Here is a 20673-nt window from a genome sequence, read left to right on the forward strand (position 1 = left end):
GGCTTACTCGCTAGTCACTGCTGCTCCCGCACCTCAAAACTGACTGGATTTGTAGGCCCATTCACCTGAAGGCATTTGTATTTGACGTTTGTTTAGTTGAAGTTTTCTTCCGCCTAAACCAACGACTGCTTGCCAGTCGGTCAATCTCCACAAAAATGACCGGTGTGATAAACAGCGTCAGCACCTGACTTAAGATCAGACCGCCCATAACCGCAATCCCAAGCGGCTGGCGCAGTTCGGAACCCTGTCCATGACCGAGTGCAACGGGTACCGCCGCAAGAAGCGCACAGAAAGTCGTCATCATGATCGGACGAAACCGTCGAATGGCGGCAAGATGGATGGCGTCGTCCGGTGCACGATTTTCATCCCGTTTCAATGTCAAGGCGACGTCCACCATCATGATCGCGTTTTTCTTCACGATGCCGATCAGCATGAGAAGACCTATAAGCGCTATGATCGAAAGGTCGAACCCGAAAAGCTGCAATGTCGCCAGCGCGCCGAAAGCCGCCGATGGCAGACCGGACAGGATTGTCAGCGGGTGGGCGAAACTTTCGTAAAGAACACCCAGAACGATATAGATCGTTGCGATCGCCGCGAAGATGAGAAGCCCCATGTTTCCGGTCGATTGAGCAAAAATCTGCGCCGCACCGGACGCACGCATTGTAACGGAAACCGGCATGCCGATCTCGTTGCGCAGGCTTTCCAGACGATCTGTCGCTGTGCCAAGAGAAACACCTGCTGGCAGGTTGTAGGAGAGCGTGACAGAAGCGAGCTGACCGGACTGATTGACCGTTACCGGACCATTCGTCCGGGAGATCGTCGCAAAACTTGCGAGCGGAACAAGCACGCCTGACGCGGATGGAACACGAAGTGCGCCCAGCATCGTCTCATCCCAAGGCCTGCTCTGGTCAAGTTCGATGATGACATCATAACTATTGCCAGTCGTCTGTATCTGCGACACCGTGAGTGTCCCATAAGCTGCTTCCAGCGTCTTGCGGATTGCTTCCGACGTTATGCCGAGGCTTCCCGCCTTGTCGTCGTCAATATCAATGTGGGCCTGTAACGCATTGTCCTGCAGGTCGGAAGCGACATCAACGAAAGTGTTCGGCTCTGCTTTCATCGCGTCGCCAAGCTTTTGCGACCAGGAGCGTGCTTCGTTGGCATCTAGCGATTGCAAAACGATCTGATACTGGCTTTGCGTGCTACGGCCGCCAAAGCGCAAGCTCTGTACTGGGGTGAGATATGCAGTCAGCCCCGGAAGTCCGGCAAGTTTCTTCCGAAGTTCACTCAGCGTCAGGTCCAGCGGCGGGCGCGCATCTCGCGCTTTAAGCTGTACAAACATGGAGCCTGTATTGAATGTCGAACCACCCGGCCCACTTCCAAGTGACGCCGTAACATGCTCAACCGCAGGATTGTCAGAAACGATGGCGGCCGCCTGCTTCTGCAATTCGCTCATGCCCTGATAGGAGATGTCCTGTCTGGCCTGGGTTGAGATGGTCACCAGTCCCGTATCTTCCTGTGGGAAGAAGCTGCGTGGCAATGTCATGAACGACCATACCGAACCAAAGAAACTCAGCACGAAAAGCAACATCACCAGAAGTCGATGTCGGAGACACCAGCCGACAGCGCGTCCGTAACCTGCCGTCACCCGGTCCAACATTTGCGCAATGCGTCCAGGTTCTGCCTGCGTGTGCGGCAGACGGGCAGCAAGCATGGGCGTGACCGTCAGCGAGACCAGCGCCGAAGACAGAATTGCCAGCGTGACCACCATGCCGAATTCGTTCAACACCCGTCCGACGATACCGCCCATCAGAAGGATCGGCAGAAAGACGGCAACCAGTGACAGCGACATGGAAATTATTGTACCTGTCACTTCCTGACTACCGACAACAGCTGCCTGAAAAGGGGTTAGTCCCTCCTCCACGTGACGGACGATATTCTCAAGCATCACGATGGCATCGTCGACGACCAATCCCACTGCCAATGTCAGTGCCAATAGCGAAATATTGTCGATGGAAAAACCGAGGGCATACATCGCTGCAAATGTCGTGACTAGAGAAAGCGGGACCGCAAGCCCTGGGATCATTGTCACCCAGAACTGCCCCAGAAACAGGAAGATCACCAGCACCACAAGGCCGATGGTTATGGCCAGTGTCGTTTGAACATCTGCCACTGCTGCACGGATAGATGCTGAAGCATCGTTGACGACCGCGATATGCATCTGTGCAGGCAGCGCCGTCTCGATTTCGGGAAGCTTGGCGCGGATCGCATCGACAACAGCCACAGTATTCGAACCGGGCTGACGCTGAACAGCCAGAGCGATCGTTTGTTTCCCATCCAGCCAGCTACCCTGATTGACGTTATCCACGCTATCCAGCACCGTGGCTACATCGGACAGTCGGACGATACGGTTACCACTGCCTGCAACGATCAAGTCCTTGAACTCCGCCGCATTCGTGCGCTGGGTTTTCGCGTTAACCGTCAGTGCCTGCGAACTGTTCTGCAGCGTTCCGACGGGGGTCTGGTCATTCGCTGCAGCAATGGTATCGCCGAGGCCCGATAGCGACAGATTTCGGCTATCCAGTTTGTCAGGATCCACTTCCACGCGGACCGCGTAGGTCTTCGAACCATAAACTTGCGCCTGTGCCACGCCCGAGATAGTCGACAAGGCTGGGGAGATAATGTTCTGCGCTATATCATCCATCTGGGTCAGCCGCGCGCCGTCGCTTGTTAGGGCCAGAATGATAACGGGCGCGTCAGCGGGGTTTGCCTTGCGATAGCTCGGTGGCGTGGTGAGATTATCCGGCAGTTGCCGTTGCGCACGCGTAATGGCCGCCTGCACATCTGCTGCTGCTGCATCGATATTGCGCGTCAGGTCGAACTGCAACGTAATCGATGTGTTTCCAAGCGATGATGTGGCGCTGATCGTATCGATACCTGCAATCGTCTCAAACTGCTTGATAAGCGGCGTTGCGACGGAAGAGGCCATTGTGTCAGGCGATGCGCCAGCGAGTTGCGCGGAGACGTTGATGGTCGGAAAGTCCGCTTCAGGCAATGCCGCGACTGGTAGCTGATAGTAAGCTGCAACCCCGCCTATCAACCCGCCAATCATCAGAAGAATGGTCGCTACCGGGCGACGAATGAAGACCTCGGAAATATTCATTGCCAGTCTACCTTCATTCGGTTCAGTCGGATGAAACCTTGGTATCCGGTTCTGCGTCGGCCAATTTTACCTTGGTGCCATTAGAGAGCGCGCTTTGGCCTTCCGTAACCACTCTTTCGCCGGGCTGAATTCCCGCGCTCAAGCCCGCCATGCCGTTGGCACGCAAAGTGACCGTCACCGGTCGTATTTCAACGGAATTGTCGGGTTTGACCACATAGCTTATGGAGCCATTTTCCTGCGGTTGGACAGCAACATCGGGGACCAGCACCAGATCATCGATCTGCCCCGCATCGACAGAGACACGCAAGGACTGCCCCGGCCAAAAGTTGCCGGAATGATTGTCTAGCGTGGCTCGCAAACGCACGGTACCGCTGCTCGGATCAATCGCGTTATCGATGAAATTGACGGGGCCACTTTCGGTGACGCTCCTTCCATCTGCGGAGATCGCAGTCACATCGGCCTTCAACATTCCGGCAGTCATTGTCGAACGAATACGTGCGAGATCGGTTTCGGGAAGCGTGAATTCTGCATAAACTGGCGTCATCTGCGTAATCGTTGCAACAGGCGCTCCTGCTGCGAGATAGGCACCCACGGAAACCTGAACGACACCCAATTGTCCGTCGAAAGGTGCAATAATGCCCATATGTGAAAGCGTTACCTGGTCAGCTGCAAGTTGCGCCTGATCGACTTGTAGTTGCGCTTGCGCAACCTTCAGCGCGGCCAGTGCATCGTCACCGCTCTGCGATGTACTGACTCCTTTTTGTACCAGATCCTGCGTGCGCTTCAGCTGAATTTCGGCATCGTTCAGCGTGGCGCGAGACTTGGCAACGGAAGCGGCATCCTTCCTGAGGTTTGCACGGATCGCCTGGTCATCAAGCTGAGCAATAAGATCGCCTGCTTTGACAATCGCGCCATCCTTGACGTTCAATGCTGCAACATTACCCGCCTCCGGACTATTCACTGCTGTTGATGCCACAGCCACTATAGTGCCGATTGTATTGCGCAGTACTGGCAGCGATCCTGATTTTGCAACCGTGGTTTTGACCGCATGTTCGAGGTTGGTGTTACGGCCTCCTCCCCGCTTGGCCTCGCTTTGATCGGTGGGGAATAGAGCAGGGTCTTTTGGAGTAAGACGTTGCCAGCCGACATAAGCGGCATAAACAATCAGCAATAGTGCAAGACAGCGGACAACCCAACGCTTCACCGTAGGCTCCTGTTCACGAACGGAGACGCCAACAACTGCTCCAATCACGCTACCACAAATCAATTCGTCGGCAATTAAACTCATTGAGAGCGGATCTGGCCTTCCTGATGGCTGTTATGATCACTTTTTGAGGAGGGAGATATTTGAAAAAGAGCATTGGTTGATTTGAGACAATGCATGTATGTGCCCGGCGGCCGAACTTGGTGCTCTATACTTATATAAGGAGAACTGGATACCGAGCATCCTCGATCAAAGATTGATTATCTGCACTGTGCATATCGTCAGCTTGGAATAGTTCTCTATGTTGTAATACATCAGCCACGAACACAGGGAGCTGTCGTGTGGGCAAGCAGCTTGTTACGTTCAATGCCGGTTCTTCTACGGTGAAAATCGGTGTGTTCGCTTACGACGAGCAACAGATTCGAAAAGTTTCGCGGGGTGTGATCGACTTGAACGAAACTCCTCTGAATCTTCGGCTGCATGGTGAGACAGAAAATCTGGACATCGCACTGTCTGCCGTAGGCACTGACGATATTGCGACCATTCTCGAAGAATTGTTTGCGAAGTTAGCTGAGCATGTCGATCCGACACAGATTCAGGCCGTCGGGCATCGTGTGGTTTTCGGAGGGGACCAATTTGCGAAGCCGGTATTGATAGACGACGAACATATCGAAGCTATCAACCGTCTGTCCGTTTTTGCACCTCTCCATCAGCCGAAAAGCATCGCGTTGATAAAAGCTATCCGGAAACTCTTTCCGCATCTTATGCAAACAGCGTCCTTTGATACCGCCTTTCATCAGACCATCCCGGATACTGTCCGGCGTTTTGCACTTCCACGCGATCTTCATGAACGTGGGATAAAGCGGTATGGCTTTCATGGTCTCTCCTACAAATCGATCATCGGGAATTTCAGCCAGTGGGAATCGCAGCTTGCCAACGGCAAAGTCGTCGCAGCCCATCTGGGAAGTGGGGCGAGCTTATGTGCCATAGCTGACGGCAAAAGCGTCGACACCAGTATGAGTTTTTCGACGCTCGACGGGATACCGATGGCGACACGCTGCGGAGCCGTCGATCCTGGGGTGCTTATGCATTTGATACAACAGGAAGCCATGCAGGCCGATCTGTTGTCCGATATGCTTTATCATCGCTCAGGTCTTCTAGGAATTTCGGGACAAAGTGGCGATACACGTGATTTGCTCGCAAGTGACACGATGCAGGCTCGAGAGGCACTTGAAATTTTTGCTCTGCGTATCGCTGGCGAAATTTGCCGTCTTGCATCCACGCTTGGCGGCATCGACGCGCTTATCTTTACTGCCGGAATCGGGGAGTATCAGCCGGAAATCCGTGCAGCGGTTTGTCAGCGTCTCGCATGGCTCGGTATTGAAATCGATGCAGCTGCCAACAGCGACAATGCGTTTAGGATTACGAACAAGGCGAGCCGTACAGCCGCGTTTATGCTTCCCACTGACGAAGAGCAAGTCATCGCCTCGGAAACACTCGAGGTCATCCAGAACATCGCCGCAGCCGCTGTCAATGTGACGGCTTAACAATTAGTGCTGGAGACAGGACATGAACAACGTGACTGGCCATGACCCCTTGGCCCCAAAGCAACTCTCATTGATCGACCGCTACTGGCGAGCGGCGAATTATCTCTCCGTCGGCCAGATCTATCTGATGGAAAATCCCTTACTGCGCAAACCACTTGAACCGGAGCACATCAAGCCAAGATTACTTGGCCATTGGGGCACGACGCCTGGCCTCAATTTTATTTATGCTCATCTCAATCGCATCATTCAGGATCGAGATGCCAATGTAATTTACGTTTGCGGCCCCGGCCATGGCGGGCCGGGCATGGTTGCGAACACTTATCTCGAAGGCTCTTATTCCGAAATATATCCCGAGGTTAGCGAAGACGAAACGGGTATGCGCAAGCTGTTCCGGCAGTTTTCCTTTCCTGGTGGTATACCGAGCCATGTCGCGCCGGAAACACCTGGTTCGATCCATGAAGGCGGAGAACTTGGTTATGCTTTGGTACACGCCTATGGCGCTGCATTCGATAATCCGGACCTGGTTGTCGCCTGCGTGGTTGGTGATGGAGAAGCAGAAACAGGAACGCTTGCCACCTCATGGCATTCGAACAAATTTCTCAACCCCGTGCGTGACGGTGTTGTTCTGCCGATCCTGCACCTGAACGGCTATAAAATCGCAAACCCCACTGTCCTTGCCCGCCTTTCTGACAATGATCTGGCCGATCTATTCAAGGGCTATGGTTATGAACCGTTCTTCGTTGAGGGTAGCGAGCCGAAGGCTATGCATCAGAAAATGGCGGCGACGCTCGATACGATCTTCGCTAGGATCGAGCAAATTAAGAAAAACGCTGATCTGAAGTCTCCTGAACGGCCGCGATGGCCGATGGTCATCCTCAGAAGTCCAAAAGGCTGGACCGGTCCGAAAAAAGTTGATGGGCTCATCGTCGAGAACTATTGGCGTTCGCACCAGGTGCCTGTCGCTAACTGCCGTGAGAATGATGCGCATCGCAAGATTCTCGAAGAATGGATGAGGAGCTATGATCCGGAGGATTTGTTTGACACAAATGGCGCGTTAAAATCAGAACTGCGTGCACTTGCGCCGAAAGGCGAACTGCGCATGGGCGCTAATCCACATGCAAATGGCGGATTGCTGCGTAAAGAACTTCACACACCTGACTTCCGTCAATACGCCGTTGACGTCAATGAACCGGGCGCCATCGACGCGCAATCGACCAAGATACTTGGTGAATACTTGCGGGACGTGCTCAAGCTGAATGAGCCCGAGAAAAATTTTCGCGTGTTCGGCCCGGACGAGACCGCGTCGAACCGCCTCAGTGCGGTTTTCGATGCCAGTGACCGTGTGTGGATGGCTGAAACGCTCGACATAGACGATCATCTTTCTGCGGATGGTCGCGTGATGGAGGTGTTGAGCGAGAATTTATGCCAAGGCTGGTTGGAGGGATACCTGCTAACCGGCAGGCATGGTTTCTTCTCCTGCTACGAAGCTTTCATCCATATCGTTGATTCCATGTTTAATCAGCACGCAAAATGGCTGCAGGTTGCCCGGGAGCTGAAATGGCGAAAGCCTGTCTCTTCCCTCAACTATCTTCTGACGTCGCACGTGTGGCGTCAGGATCATAATGGCTTCTCCCATCAGGATCCTGGTTTTGTCGATCTAGTGGCCAATAAAAGCGCCGATATCATCCGTGCCTATTTTCCACCCGATGCCAATACGCTGCTGTGGGTCGGCGATCATTGCCTGAAAACCTGGAATCGCGTGAACGTAATTGTTGCGGGAAAGCAGCCGGAGCCTCAGTGGCTGTCAATGGATGAAGCCATCCGCCATTGCGAAGCCGGTCTCGGCATATGGAGCTGGGCCGGAACTGAGGATGGTCTGGAACCCGATATCGTGATGGCATGTGCGGGCGATGTTCCGACGATGGAAACGCTTGCGGCAGTCGATCTTCTGCGGCAGTCGTTGCCGCATCTGCGTATCCGGGTAGTCAATGTCGTGGATTTAATGGTTCTTCAGTCGCCACAACAGCATCCCCATGGCATTGCTGACGAGGAGTTTGATCGGATTTTCACGACCAACCGGCCGGTGATCTTCGCTTATCACGGCTATCCATATCTCATTCATCGGCTCGTTTATAAGCGTAGGAATCACCCGAATTTCCATGTGCGCGGCTTTATCGAACAAGGGACGACGACCACGCCCTTTGATATGACGGTCTTGAATGAGCTGGATCGGTTTCATCTAGCCATTGAGGCCATCAGGCGACTGCCACTCGGTGGCGATGTCGCAGAACCTTTGATCGCCAGATTTGTAGACAAACTGACGCTTCACAAAAAATACGTGAGAGAACATGGTGAGGATATGCCTGAAATCCGTAACTGGAAATGGCCGTATAGGGTTGAGGCTTGAGTGAATGGGCTTTCGCCTATGCGAAGTGGACTTGCCGTTTGTTCACTAAAAGAAGGTGTCTGAAGTCTGTATGTGAGATATTGGCTGCGGCTTCCGGTGCCGTGGCCAAGCCTATATGGTTTTCTATCTGGTGAGGTTCTTTGATAGTATCGCGCAAGCTTACCGATGATTTTTCCATAATTAAATTTTAGGATGAGAGAAATTCACAGTGTAATTCTAAGGATCGGGCTGGCCATAGATTTTTTCTTTTTATTTCGTTCTTTGGCACAGCAGAAATAAACTCTTTCTTCCGCAGTTGGACGCAATAAATATTGAAAACTAAATTCGCCGTAAAAAGCGACCAAAAACATTTGGGATTTTATCCAGAATGCGTTAGCGTTTCCACAGTCCCGTGGGAGGACGTGATGAAATACAGTGGGGGAGTAACCTGCAAGAACTTCCCGCTCGGCCATGGCGCCATGGCAAAATCTATTGGAGTGAGGAGGAAATATGCAAATCTTTAATCGGAAAACAACTGTTTCTCTGGCGACTGCGCTAGGGCTGGTTTGGGGCGCGGCGCAAGCGAAAGCCGAGGAATTTGTAAATATTCTGACTGGCGGAACCAGCGGTGTCTACTATCCGCTGGGCGTTGCGATGGAAAAAATCTATTCGGGCATTCCCGACGTGCGCCCTTCGGTGCAGGCAACAAAAGCATCCATTGAGAATATCAATCTCATCAACAGCGGTCGCGGCGAAGTTGCGTTCACGCTGGGCGATTCCCTGCGCGATGCCTATGAAGGAAATGAAGCAGCCGGTTTTAAAAAGAAGCTCACCAATCTGAGCACCCTTGCAGCGATCTATCCGAATTATGTTCAGATCGTCGCCTCCAAGGAATCCGGCATCAAGACATTGGCCGATCTCAAGGGAAAGCGGCTTTCCGTCGGAGCACCGAAATCCGGGACCGAACTGAATGCACGAACCATTCTAGAGGCAGCCGGACTTTCCTATGACGACCTGGGCAAGATCGAGTATCTGCCCTTTGCAGAATCGGTCGAACTCATGAAAAATCGCCAACTGGATGCAACCTTGCAATCCTCCGGGCTTGGCGTTGCCTCGCTGCGTGATCTTGCCAATTCGGTAGACATCAACGTTGTCGAGGTTCCGGCAGACGTCATCGAGAAGATCGGCGCGCCCTATCAGGTCAACACGATCCCGGCGGATACCTACAGCGGGCAGGATAAGGATGTCGTAACGGCCTCCGTAATCAACTATCTGATCGTTCGTCCCGATATGGATGAGGAACTAGTCTACCAGATGACCAAGGGGCTGTTCGAGAATCTTGACCAGTTGACTGCCGCCCATTCATCGGCAAAGGCAATCAAGCTCGACAAAAACACCATAGTGTCACCTGTCCCGGTTCATCCCGGCGCGTTGCGTTACTATAAGGAAAAAGGCATCGAATAGGCTGGCAGCAGTCCTGCCCAGTGGACGATATCCGAGTGACATTTCACAGGTATCGTCCTTTTCCGGCCGACGGCGCTCGATCCCTGTCAATCGGATCGCTCCCGTAACTGTTCATTTCAACTTGCATAATCTGATGAAGGTTCGTTCATGACGCAGAGCGAGAACAGCGCCGTTGAATCGGCTGAGCATATTCCCGCCTGGGGTGTCGGCGCAGGCGCAAAAATCCTGTTTGCCATCGCCGTGGCTTTTTCGGTTTTCCAGCTTTGGACTTCTGCCTATTCACCATTGCCAAGTCAGGTGGTCCGCTCCATCCATGTCGGATTTCTGCTTCTGCTTCTCTTCGGCCTCTATGCCAATGCGAGTACGGTCGCTGCCAAGCGAGCGGCGTTCTGGCTGGCTGCCATTGTCGCTTTCGCGCTCAGTCTTTACCATTGGATTTTCTACGAAGATCTGGTGATCCGGGCTGGCGAACCCAATACGCTCGATATCGTGATAGGCATTCTTGTGGTCGGTCTCGTCTTCTGGGCGGGCAAAAAGATGATGGGCTGGACCTTGCCGCTCATCTGCGCGATCTTTTTGGCTTACGGTCTGTTCGGGCAATATCTGCCGCATCCATTCAATCATCGCGGATATGATTTCGAGCAGGTGGTCGAGGTTCTCTTTCTGGGAACAGAGGGAATTTACGGCACGCCGATCTATGTCTCATCGAGTTATATTTTCCTTTTCATCCTGTTCGGGGCATTTCTCGAACGCGCTGGCATGATCCAACTCTTCAACGACATTGCCATGGGAACGGTCGGCGCGTCGCGGGGCGGGCCAGCAAAAGTTTCGGTAATCTCGTCCGCACTCATGGGGACGATCAACGGTTCCGGTGTCGCCAATGTGGTAACGACAGGCGCGTTCACCATTCCACTCATGAAGCGTTCCGGCTTTCGCCCGGCCTTTGCCGGTGGTGTCGAAGCAGTGGCCTCGATGGGCGGCCAGATCATGCCGCCGGTCATGGGCGCGGTTGCCTTTATCATGGCTGAAACGCTCGGCCTGCCCTATGTCGAGATCGTCAAGGCGGCAATCGTTCCCGCAATTCTCTACTTCATAACTGTCTTCGTGATGGTTGATCTTGAAGCGCGTCGTCTCAAGATGAAGGGCCTCAATAAAAGCGAAATGCCAAGCGCGCTTGAAGCAATCCGAAAGCGCTGGTTTCTGGTTCTGCCGCTGGTCGCATTGGTATGGCTGCTTTTCTCGGGCTATACGCCACTTTTTGCAGGCACGGTTGGCCTCAGCCTGACCGCGCTCATCATCCTCGGTGTGCCGGTTTCCGGCTCCATGTCGATGCCGCTGCGCGTGCTGTTCTGGGTCGCGCTCGGCGTCATGTCGGCTGCGGCTTTCGGCACCACCTTCAATATATTCGGCTATGTCCTGCGCGGCATCACACTGATCATCTGCCTCGTTGCGCTGTTGGTCGCGATAAATTTTCTGGTGCGCGGCGGACGTGCAACGCTGAACCTTTGCCTCGAAAGCCTCGCGGAAGGTGCCAAGAATGCGCTGCCTGTGGGCATCGCCTGTGCGCTGGTTGGCGTCATCATCGGCATTCTGGCGCTGACTGGTGCCGGATCAACTTTCGCACGCGTGATCGTCAGTGTAGGAGAAAACTCGCTCTTCTTCTCGCTGGTATTGACCATGCTGGCCTGTCTCGTGCTCGGTATGGGCATTCCGACCATTCCAAATTACATCATCACATCCTCGATAGCTGGACCGGCGCTCCTTCACCTCGAAGTGCCGCTGCTGGTGTCGCATATGTTCGTCTTTTATTTTGGCATCATGGCCGACCTCACTCCGCCTGTCGCGCTCGCAGCTTTTGCAGCGGCGCCGATTGCGCGAGAGTCCGGCATGAAGATCGGCATGCAGGCGATCCGGATCGCGGTTGCGGGTTTTGCAGTGCCCTTCATGGCAGTGTACGAGCCGGTTATCATGCTTCAGGAGGGCGGGCCTCTTTCCGAAAAATTCGGTTTCTGGCCCGCCTTCGTCTATATGTTCATCAAGGCGCTGCTCAGCATTCTGCTTTGGGGAGCGGCCGCCATCGGCCATCTTCGAACACCGTTGAAGATGTGGGAACGCATATGGGCTTTCGTTGCCATTGCTCTGATGCTCGCCACCTATCCCTTTAGCGATGAGCTCGGCTTTGCGGCCTGTGCGGCCTTTCTTGTCTGGCATTTCTGGAGATCGCGACCTTCCGTCGTCGCGTCATCAGGTTGATGGCAGTCTGCATTGCAACGGCTGGCGGCGCACTCAAAATCGCCGCCACAAGCTTTCTGCTCTCATGGACGCACAGCGTTGAGAAAGTGCCGTGGCAGGAGTCCTGGAATGTTACGTCGCAGGGACTGGTCTTGTCCGAGGCGCGCATCAAAGGCTCCGGCGCTGGCATGGACCCGCCTGCAGATGCTGTTCTCAAGAATGGCTGGTATGTTTATCACCCAGCCATTCCTCCACGCCGGGAAATCGTCCTCGCCGCCTCCGGCAAGACAGGCGGGGGCTGGACGTTCTGCTCAGGGCAAAAATGTATCGAGCTGGGCAAGGCCGCGGAAAAGCTAATCCATATCAAACCTTGTGAATAGGTTCGTCAGCGAGCGGTACTGCATGGCGTCAAAAATGGACGCAAGGATAAGATTCCGGATTCTACGCTAACGACTCATGTCTCCGGCGCCGCTATCTTCAATCATCTAGTAAAGCAAGCAAAGAAACATTGACCAGTGCGCTTCAATTCGAACGCGCGGACGGAATTGCTTTGCATTTTACCAGATAGCGCAAGTGAAGTAATAGCGTTGGAGGATCTCGTGAGTATAAACTTTAGATCATTGTGTATATCTGCGGATCGCATGGCAACACGGCGTATTCTCGTAGCAGGCGGTGCAGGATTTCTCGGTTCTCATCTTTGCGAGCGTCTTCTGAACGAAGGAAACTTTGTCATCTGTGTCGATAATTTTTCGACGGGACGGCTCGAGAACATCCGCAATCTGCTGCGTTATGACACGTTCAGCTTTGTGCGCCACGATATTGTCCATCCGATCGATCTGCCTGTAGACGAGATCTACAATCTGGCCTGCCCGGCATCGCCGCCGCACTATCAGGCCGATCCGGTTCACACGATGAAGACGAGCGTCATGGGCTCGCTCAATCTGCTTGAGCTGGCAGCGCATTATCAGGCCCGGATTTTCCAGGCTTCGACGTCGGAAGTGTATGGCGATCCGCAAACGCATCCGCAACCGGAAGCCTATTGGGGTAATGTAAACTCCTTCGGTCCCCGGTCATGCTACGACGAAGGCAAGCGCTCAGCCGAAACGCTGTTTTACGATTTTCACAAGCAGTATGGCGTCGATATCCGTATCGTGCGCATCTTCAATACCTATGGCCCGCGCATGCGGCCCGACGATGGCCGTGTCGTGTCGAACTTCATCGTACAGGCCCTCAAGGGCGAAGAAATCACCATCTATGGCGACGGCTCGCAGACCCGTTCCTTCTGCTATGTCGAAGATCTTATCGAAGGTTTCAGCCGGTTGATGAACAGCCAGATTCAGAAGCCCGTCAATCTCGGCAATCCGGGAGAATTCACTGTCCGCGAGCTGGCCGAACAGATCATTGCGCTGACCGGTTCGGCGTCGCGCATTGTCTATCGTCCGCTGCCCACCGACGATCCGCGCCAGCGGCGTCCGGACATCATGCTGGCAAAGCGCGAGCTTGGCTGGGAACCACAGATAGCACTTGTCGAAGGGCTGAAGCAGACGATCGCCTATTTCGAACGCCAGTTGGCCAGACCCTCTGGTGAGCTTTTCGAGGTGGCAAGATGACCCGGCAGAACATACTCGTTACCGGTGGCGCGGGCTTCATTGGCAGCCATACGGCCAAGCTTCTGCATAGGAGCGGATTTTCCCCGGTCGTCTATGACAACCTGTCGACCGGTCACAGGTCTTCCGTGCGCTGGGGTGATTTTGTCGAAGGCGATACGCTTTCGCAGGAGCAGCTCATTGCTGCAATCAGGACCTTTGATCCGGCAGCCATCATCCACTTTGCGGCCTCGGCCTATGTGGGTGAATCCGTCACGGATCCGGCAAAATATTATCGCAACAATGTCGGCGGCATCCAATCCGTTCTGGAAGCCAGTCGCCTGACAGGCGGGCGCCCGGTCATCTTCTCATCGAGCTGTGCCACCTACGGTATTCCTGATGTGCTGCCGATCCGCGAAGGCGAAACGCAAAATCCGATCAATCCCTATGGCCGCACAAAGCTGATCGCGGAACATATGCTGGCCGATTATTCGGCCGCCTATGGCATGCCCTATGCGGCGTTGCGCTACTTCAATGCCTGCGGTGCCGATCTGGATGGCGAACTGGGCGAAAAGCACGATCCCGAAACCCATCTGATACCGCGCGCCATGCTGGCTGCGGCGGGGAGGGCGGACTGTCTCGAAGTGTTCGGCGACGATTATGATACGCCGGATGGCACCTGCATCCGCGATTATATCCATGTGGTCGATCTGGCGCGGGCACATGTGCTTGCAGTCGAGCATCTTCTGAATGGCGGCGACAATCTCATCCTTAATCTGGGAACCGGGCGCGGAACATCCATCAAGGAAATCGTGGATGCGATAGACCGGCTGACCGGACGCACGGTGCCTGTCGAAATGCGTGCGCGCCGGGCAGGCGATCCGCCGGTGCTTTATGCCGATCCGGCAGAAGCTGCAGCAAAGCTTGGCTTTCGCACGCTCCATTCCGATCTCGATACGATCATCCGCACTGCCGCGCCCTTCTTTGGTCTGGAGATACGAACATGACACGGCGCGAGCTTCATCCAGCCGTTGATGGCGATACAGGCGAAACGGAACCATTGCTGGCCCCCATCTTCACTGGCCGCGAGCGGGCGGAATATGTGGTGGGCATTGTCCTGTGGGCCCTCGCCATCGCCTATTTCTGGCAATGGTGGTTCATCAGCGCAAAGCACAATCATCTACTCGGCTCCATTCTGGTGACGGCACTCTTGGCGTGGATCACGATCCTGCCGCTTTACTTCATCACGGTTTTCTTCCATGCAGCGCGCCCGACCGGCCCGCTTCGCATTCCTGCCGGAAGCCGCGTCGCCATGGTCGTCACCAAGGCTCCGTCAGAGCCCTTCGAGGTGGTGGCTGAAACGTTGCGCGCCATGCTGGCGCAGGATGTGCCGCACGATACCTGGCTTGCCGATGAGGACCCTTCGCCCTCGACGCTTGCCTGGTGTCGTGAGCATGGCGTGTTCGTTTCCACGCGCAAGGGCCGCGCCGACTATCATCGGCAGATCTGGCCGCGCCGTACCCGGTGCAAGGAAGGCAATCTTGCTTTCTTCTACGATCACTATGGCTATGAGCGCTATGATTTCGTCTCGCAGCTCGACGCCGACCATGTGCCTGAACCGGGCTATCTCTTCAATATCCTGCGGCCTTTTGCCGATCCGGCTGTCGGTTATGTTTCCGCACCGAGCATTTGTGATCGCAATGCGCATGAAAGCTGGTCGGCGCGCGGACGTCTCTATGTGGAAGCCAGCATGCATGGCTCGCTGCAGGCCGGTTACAATGGCGGCTTTGCCCCGCTCTGCATCGGTTCGCACTATGCCGTGCGGACGGCAGCGCTGAAGGAAATCGGCGGACTTGGGCCGGAACTGGCCGAGGATCATTCCACGACCCTGTTCATGAACGCGTATGGCTGGCGTGGTGTTCATGCGCTGGACGCCATCGCCCATGGTGACGGCCCGCGCACCTTCGCCGATCTCGTGACGCAGGAGTTCCAGTGGTCGCGCAGCCTTGTGATGATTCTGCTGCAATATACGCCGAAGCTGATCGGGCGGCTGCCGCTGCGCCTGAAGCTCCAGTTCCTGTTCTCGCAGCTCTGGTATCCTCTCTATGCATTCTTTCTGGCGCTGGCATTCGTTCTGCCGATAGTCATTCTGGCTTATGGCGATAATTTCGTCAGCGTTACCTATCCCGCCTTCCTTATGCACTTCTTGCCACTATCGCTCGTGACTTTGGCGCTGGCATTCTGGTGGCGGTCGAGCAAGACATTCCGTCCGGTCGACGGCAGGATTTTCAGTTGGGAAGCGATGCTGTTCCTGCTGGCACGGTGGCCCTGGGCTCTGGCTGGCACCTTCGCAGCCTTCCGCGACTGGCTGACCGGTTCCTTTGTCGATTTTCGTGTCACGCCCAAAGGCTCATCCGAGGTGGATCCGGTGCCGCTGCGGGTGATTGCTCCCTATGCGCTGATCTCCGGTCTCTCCATCCTGCCGGTGTTCGTCGTCAGGGATGCCCATGAAACGCGGGGCTTCTTCATTTTCGCCATCGTCAATGCGTGTTCCTACCTGTTCCTGTTGGCGATGATCGTGATTCAGCACACCCGCGAAAATCAGGTGCGGATGACGAGCCGCCTCTATCGACCGGTGTTGGCATGCAGCTTTACCGCGCTGGTGGCACTGACCGGCTTCACGACTGTTGAACGTGGACGCGACGGTATCGAGGCGCTGAGCTGGGGCACGAAAAGCTTCACGATATTTGACGATCGCTTCTCGGTCGCCGGTGCCGGTGTGGGCGGACGCGATCTCCACCGGACAATTTTCAATCCACGCTGGCGTACGGATACTGCCAGCACAGAGAACTAGGCGAAAGAGGCGCGACGATTATGAAGATCGCTGTTATCGGTACGGGATATGTCGGATTGGTCAGTGGCACGTGTTTCGCAGCATGGGGACACGAGGTCGTCTGTGTCGACAAGGACGCCCAGAAGATCGCCCGGCTGGAGCGCGGCATTGTGCCGATCTACGAGCCGGGGCTGGATGAGCTGGTGGAACGCAACTTCGCCTTTGGCCGACTCAGCTTCACGACCAATCTGGCGGAAGCGGTCAAGGGCGCGGAGCTTGTCTTCATCGCAGTCGGTACACCAGCGCGTGCGGGACACGGCGATGCGGACCTGTCCTTTGTCTATATGGCGGCTCGCGAGCTTGCACCATTGATCGACGACTATAGCGTCGTTGTGGTCAAGTCCACCGTTCCGGTCGGCACAGGCGATGTGGTGCAAAAGATCATCGGCTCGGTTCGCCGACCCGGCACATTCTCCGTTGCGTCCAATCCGGAGTTCTTGCGCGAGGGTGTGGCTATCCGCGATTTTCTTGAGCCTGATCGCGTCGTCATCGGCGTGGAGGACGAGCGCGCACGTTCCGTGCTTGTCGCCCTTTATGCTCCGCCGCTCGAAGCTGGAAAGACGCCAATCGTGATTACGCAGCGCCGGACATCGGAGCTGATAAAGTATGCGGCCAACGCTTTTCTCGCCACCAAGATCACCTTCATCAATGAACTGGCGGATCTGTGCGAGGAAGTCGGCAGCGATGTCACCGAGCTGGCGCTCGGCATGGGGCTGGACAAGCGTATTGGCACCAGCTTTCTCAATGCGGGGCCTGGCTATGGCGGCTCCTGCTTCCCAAAGGATACGATTGCGCTGTTGCGCACTGCCCAGGATCACGGGGTCGCCCTGCGGCTGGTCGAGGAAACGGTTACCGTCAATGAGGCGCGCAAGCGTCGCATGGCGCTGAAGGTGCTGGATGCGCTCGGCGGTAGTGTCGAAGGCCGGACGATTGCCGTTCTCGGTCTGACGTTCAAGCCCGATACGGACGATATGCGTGACGCACCGTCCATTCCGCTTATCGAAACCTTGCAGCGTTTCGGCGCCAGAATTCGGGCCTTTGATCCGGCTGGAATGGAGAATGCGCGCTGTCTTCTCAGCGATGTCGAGTTTTGCGACGATCCCTATGAATGTCTGAACACAGCCGATGCGGCGGTGGTCGTGACTGAATGGGACAGCATTCGCAAGCTTGATCTCGTTCGGATGAAACAGGTCATGCAGGACACGGTGCTCGTCGATCTGCGTAATGTCTTTTCACCGACAATTGCCGAGAATCTGGGCTTCCGGATTTCGACGATCGGTCGTCCCGTTCAACAGCGGCAGGAAACAAGACCAACAAACGTTCTGCCGCACGCGCGCATCCGTCAATCGCAAGAACCCTTGGCGGGTGCGCGCAACCTGAAGGTCGTGGGAGGTTCAAATGAAACATTCGATGTTTGAAGGCCAACGGTCCCGGTATGGCTGGCGCACGGACAGGAGCAGAGGCGTTCTCACGCTCTTTGTCCTGCTGGCCGGGCTCGGCACGCCAGCCGGTGCAGCAACGGCTACGGCGGATGGCTTGCCCGAGGACGCCCGTGTGATGACACCTGCAGAGCTTTACGTGCTCTATCGTGACAAGAACTGGCAATGGGCCGATGGCGCTGGCCGGATGGAAAGCCAGAACCGCCGATTCACCGCCCGCGTCGATGGCGACAAGGGCAAGGCCTGGGCTGAAGGCCGCTGGCGGATCACCTGGTCGGGCCAGATGTGCTTCGATGCGAAATGGCATCTGGATCAAGGCGTCTTCCCGAACAAGACCTGTTTCTCCCACCGCATTGCCGATGGGACGATCTATCAGAAACGCGAACCGGACGGTGTCTGGTATGTCTTCCGCCACGCTGGCGGAAACAAGGATGACGAAGCGCGCAAGCTCGTCTCCATCGAAACAATAACGCCAAAAACGGAAGCGCTGAATCTGGCGCTGCCCGTCGCGCAATCGCCAACGCAATAAAGGAGGCGGCGATGAAAACCTCATATAAAATAGCAACGGCCATTCTTTGCGGTGGGATGCTTTCAACCGCTGTTTACGCGGCAAGCGGTGTCTCGGGCGCCAATGTCGATACCCGTAACATGTTCCATGACAAGCGCCCGGTCATAACCCCGCAATCCATCACGTTCGGGGCTTATGATCCGCACGGGGATTTCACCAACGATCCCAATTCCCGTATCGAGCATCTGTTCCTGCCCTGGGAAGATGTGGACCTGACCAGCCTGTCGACCGCCGATGCCTATGCGCAGGAACGGGGCCGCGAATTGCTGATCACCATCGAACCCTGGTCATGGGCTCGCGACTGGCGCGTTGCGCCGGATGATCTTCTGAGCGGAATCGTGCGTGGCCGCTACGATTCAAACATGGCGGCCGTCTGCTCTGCCGCTTCCAAGCTGAAGAGCCCGGTCACCATTCGCTGGGCGCAGGAAATGGAGGACAAGGCTGGCCAGTTCACCTGGTCCTACTGGCCGGCACAGGGTTATATCCGCGCCTATCAGCATGTCGTCAGCGTCTGCCGCAAGTCACTGCCGCACGCCAAATATATGTGGTCGCCGAAGGGCGAAGAGGGGCTTGAGGCCTATTATCCGGGCGATGGTTATGTCGATGTGATCGGTCTGTCGGTGTTCGGCTACGAAACCTACGATATGCTGGAACTCGGACGCGCATCCACCTTCGTCGAACGGGCTAAGCCCGGATATGACCGGGTCGCAGGCTTCAAGAAGCCGATTGTCATCGCCGAACTCGGCTATGAGGGAAGCGATACCTATGTCCGCGCCTGGGCACAGGAGACCAACAAGCCGCAGCCCGAATTCCCGAAACTTACAGCGGCCGTCTACTTCAATGACCGCGAAGTCTATCCGTGGCCACGTGGTGTCGGGCGGCCTGACTGGCGGGTTGCGAACCATCCGCTTGATTAATCCGGAGATGCGAGTCCGTTCCATTTTAATCATGCTCTAACGTCTGAACAGGAATACGACAATGTTTTCGATCCGTTTGAGAACCGTCACTGCGGCGCTGTCCGTGCTTCTTCTGGCAGGCGCCGCCGATGCGGCGCCGAAGCCGAAGACCGAAGATCCGGTTGCCATCAAGGCTGCTGCGGCGTCACCGCTCTCAGCCAAGGCGCTTGAGGCGCTTTACTCCGGCAGAACATGGAAATGGAAGGATGGAGGTGGCTATTTCTCAGCCGACAGACATCGTTTCATCGCCTGGTCGCAGAAGGGCAGGGCCTGGTCCTACGCACAGGGGCGCTGGTATGCCACCGACAGCGGCAAGCTCTGTCTTCAGGCCTATTGGGTCAGCAAGACGGGGAGCAGCAGCGATACGACCTGCTTCCTCCACCGCGAGCAGGACGGCGTCATCTATCAGAAGCGCTCGCTGGGCGGTAGCTGGTATGTCTTTCGCAACAATCCCCCACGCCCGACCGATGAGGCAGCCAAGCTCCTGCGCGGTGACCGTATCAGCAAGGGGCTGGCAATCATGAAAGCCAAGGCGAGATGATCGCCGGGCACGCATGCCGGCTCGCTGATCAGTATCGAGTTCTGGCGAGCCGGTATGCCTTGGAGCGCCTCCCGGAAGCCGTTCCACGCCGGCCGGATCGCGCTCTAGTCACGGATGAAGCAGCGAGATTTCTGCCCGAAGCCGCTTGGCGTGCACACATAGGACGTGCCGGTCGCATATTGCGATGCGGAAACCTTGATGACTTTCGCGGATGCGGGCTTGTTGAAGCGAGCTTGACTGCCAACCTCGAACTTGGCGAGATAAACGGAAACTGTTGCGCTTTTCTGCTTGCGTGTGTCCTTGGCTTCTGCACCTGCCGTCAGGCAAAATGAAGCGGACAGTCCAACGATGATAGCGGCAGCCCATTTCAAGCCTTCGCGACGTACGGCATATGCAAATACATTGTTCATGCGATTGCCTCCGGTTGTTATTACCGTGCTTTCTATCGGATGCGTTTTAATATTCTGGCCGGATTTTCATGAAAATTTTCATCAAATGGGATGCAATCAACTCATTTCAGAGACCGTTTTGCGCGCTCCGACACTTCCGGTCAAATCTGGGAAGAGGCCGGGAAAGCGGGGTTGTCGGCGCGTAAGTGGAAACGTCGGCTACCGGTCTGAACGGTTACGTGGCTGATAGTGTTCCAGCTTATTTTGATTTTATACGTGCAAATGCTACTATCGACGCAGGGCTT

At 55.5% G+C, this 20673-nt stretch carries 15 protein-coding genes; 12 read left to right on the forward strand and 3 right to left on the reverse strand.

The window, feature by feature from the left end:
- Positions 1-61 precede the first annotated feature (61 nt).
- Both HWX93_RS06945 and HWX93_RS06950 read right to left on the reverse strand, forming a co-directional pair.
- Positions 62-3163, reverse strand: a complete 3102-nt coding sequence (locus HWX93_RS06945) for an efflux RND transporter permease subunit (protein WP_176036967.1) — start codon at positions 3161-3163, stop codon at positions 62-64.
- Positions 3164-3185: 22 nt separating this feature from the next.
- Positions 3186-4178 (reverse strand): efflux RND transporter periplasmic adaptor subunit, encoded by a 993-nt coding sequence (locus tag HWX93_RS06950; RefSeq protein WP_235969084.1) that lies wholly within the window; start codon positions 4176-4178, stop codon positions 3186-3188.
- 530 nt (positions 4179-4708) lie between these two features.
- Between HWX93_RS06950 and HWX93_RS06955 the strand changes: the two genes are divergently transcribed.
- The 12 genes from HWX93_RS06955 to HWX93_RS07010 all read left to right on the forward strand — a co-directional run bounded on the left by HWX93_RS06955 (position 4709) and on the right by HWX93_RS07010 (position 19979).
- Positions 4709-5914 (forward strand): acetate/propionate family kinase, encoded by a 1206-nt coding sequence (locus HWX93_RS06955; RefSeq protein ID WP_176036968.1) that lies wholly within the window; start codon positions 4709-4711, stop codon positions 5912-5914.
- Between the two features lie 22 nt (positions 5915-5936).
- Entirely contained in the window at positions 5937-8321 is a 2385-nt protein-coding gene (locus HWX93_RS06960) for a phosphoketolase (RefSeq protein WP_109986682.1), read from the forward strand.
- Positions 8322-8810: 489 nt separating this feature from the next.
- A complete protein-coding gene (locus HWX93_RS06965; RefSeq protein WP_109986683.1) occupies positions 8811-9764 on the forward strand; it encodes a TAXI family TRAP transporter solute-binding subunit in 954 nt (317 codons plus the stop codon).
- A gap of 147 nt (positions 9765-9911) precedes the next feature.
- Positions 9912-12017: a TRAP transporter permease gene (locus tag HWX93_RS06970; RefSeq protein WP_176036969.1), complete on the forward strand. Its 2106-nt coding sequence runs from the start codon at positions 9912-9914 to the stop codon at positions 12015-12017.
- Positions 12017-12376 carry a DUF1850 domain-containing protein gene (locus HWX93_RS06975; protein WP_109986685.1) on the forward strand — a complete coding sequence of 120 codons (360 nt, stop codon included), beginning with the start codon at positions 12017-12019 and terminating at the stop codon, positions 12374-12376. The genes HWX93_RS06970 and HWX93_RS06975 overlap by 1 nt, the downstream gene beginning before the upstream one ends.
- A gap of 261 nt (positions 12377-12637) precedes the next feature.
- Positions 12638-13606, forward strand: a complete 969-nt coding sequence (locus HWX93_RS06980; RefSeq protein WP_109986686.1) for a UDP-glucuronic acid decarboxylase family protein — start codon at positions 12638-12640, stop codon at positions 13604-13606.
- Entirely contained in the window at positions 13603-14589 is a 987-nt protein-coding gene (gene galE, locus HWX93_RS06985; RefSeq protein ID WP_109986687.1) for a UDP-glucose 4-epimerase GalE, read from the forward strand. Before HWX93_RS06980 ends, galE begins: the two co-directional genes overlap by 4 nt.
- On the forward strand, positions 14586-16436 hold the full coding sequence (locus HWX93_RS06990) for a glycosyltransferase family 2 protein (RefSeq protein WP_235969077.1): 1851 nt from the start codon (positions 14586-14588) through the stop codon (positions 16434-16436). The genes galE and HWX93_RS06990 overlap by 4 nt, the downstream gene beginning before the upstream one ends.
- 20 nt (positions 16437-16456) lie before the next feature.
- Entirely contained in the window at positions 16457-17893 is a 1437-nt protein-coding gene (locus HWX93_RS06995) for a UDP-glucose dehydrogenase family protein (RefSeq protein ID WP_109986689.1), read from the forward strand.
- Positions 17886-18443 carry a DUF995 domain-containing protein gene (locus HWX93_RS07000; protein WP_419190778.1) on the forward strand — a complete coding sequence of 186 codons (558 nt, stop codon included), beginning with the start codon at positions 17886-17888 and terminating at the stop codon, positions 18441-18443. Before HWX93_RS06995 ends, HWX93_RS07000 begins: the two co-directional genes overlap by 8 nt.
- 11 nt (positions 18444-18454) lie before the next feature.
- Positions 18455-19399, forward strand: a complete 945-nt coding sequence (locus HWX93_RS07005; RefSeq protein WP_109986691.1) for a glycoside hydrolase family 26 protein — start codon at positions 18455-18457, stop codon at positions 19397-19399.
- Between the two features lie 61 nt (positions 19400-19460).
- Positions 19461-19979 (forward strand): DUF995 domain-containing protein, encoded by a 519-nt coding sequence (locus HWX93_RS07010; RefSeq protein WP_109986692.1) that lies wholly within the window; start codon positions 19461-19463, stop codon positions 19977-19979.
- Between the two features lie 104 nt (positions 19980-20083).
- Here the strand turns inward: HWX93_RS07010 and HWX93_RS07015 are convergent, their stop codons facing one another.
- Complete coding sequence (locus HWX93_RS07015; RefSeq protein ID WP_109986693.1) at positions 20084-20389, reverse strand: hypothetical protein; 306 nt, start codon at positions 20387-20389, stop codon at positions 20084-20086.
- Positions 20390-20673 lie beyond the last annotated feature (284 nt).

It is taken from the genome of Brucella tritici (assembly GCF_902825325.1).
Classification (GTDB): Bacteria; Pseudomonadota; Alphaproteobacteria; order Rhizobiales; family Rhizobiaceae; genus Brucella.

Bases quoted from the DNA above. Each gene is read 5' to 3' on its own strand.
- HWX93_RS06970 (WP_176036969.1), top strand. From the start codon at position 9,912: ATGACGCAGAGCGAGAACAGCGCCGTTGAATCGGCTGAGCATATTCCC.
- HWX93_RS07000 (WP_419190778.1), top strand. From the start codon at position 17,886: ATGTTTGAAGGCCAACGGTCCCGGTATGGCTGGCGCACGGACAGGAGC.
- galE (WP_109986687.1), top strand. From the start codon at position 13,603: ATGACCCGGCAGAACATACTCGTTACCGGTGGCGCGGGCTTCATTGGC.
- HWX93_RS07015 (WP_109986693.1), bottom strand. From the start codon at position 20,389: ATGAACAATGTATTTGCATATGCCGTACGTCGCGAAGGCTTGAAATGG.
- HWX93_RS06995 (WP_109986689.1), top strand. From the start codon at position 16,457: ATGAAGATCGCTGTTATCGGTACGGGATATGTCGGATTGGTCAGTGGC.
- HWX93_RS06980 (WP_109986686.1), top strand. From the start codon at position 12,638: ATGGCAACACGGCGTATTCTCGTAGCAGGCGGTGCAGGATTTCTCGGT.
- HWX93_RS07010 (WP_109986692.1), top strand. From the start codon at position 19,461: ATGTTTTCGATCCGTTTGAGAACCGTCACTGCGGCGCTGTCCGTGCTT.
- HWX93_RS06990 (WP_235969077.1), top strand. From the start codon at position 14,586: ATGACACGGCGCGAGCTTCATCCAGCCGTTGATGGCGATACAGGCGAA.
- HWX93_RS06960 (WP_109986682.1), top strand. From the start codon at position 5,937: ATGAACAACGTGACTGGCCATGACCCCTTGGCCCCAAAGCAACTCTCA.
- HWX93_RS06975 (WP_109986685.1), top strand. From the start codon at position 12,017: ATGGCAGTCTGCATTGCAACGGCTGGCGGCGCACTCAAAATCGCCGCC.
- HWX93_RS07005 (WP_109986691.1), top strand. From the start codon at position 18,455: ATGAAAACCTCATATAAAATAGCAACGGCCATTCTTTGCGGTGGGATG.
- HWX93_RS06965 (WP_109986683.1), top strand. From the start codon at position 8,811: ATGCAAATCTTTAATCGGAAAACAACTGTTTCTCTGGCGACTGCGCTA.
- HWX93_RS06945 (WP_176036967.1), bottom strand. From the start codon at position 3,163: ATGAATATTTCCGAGGTCTTCATTCGTCGCCCGGTAGCGACCATTCTT.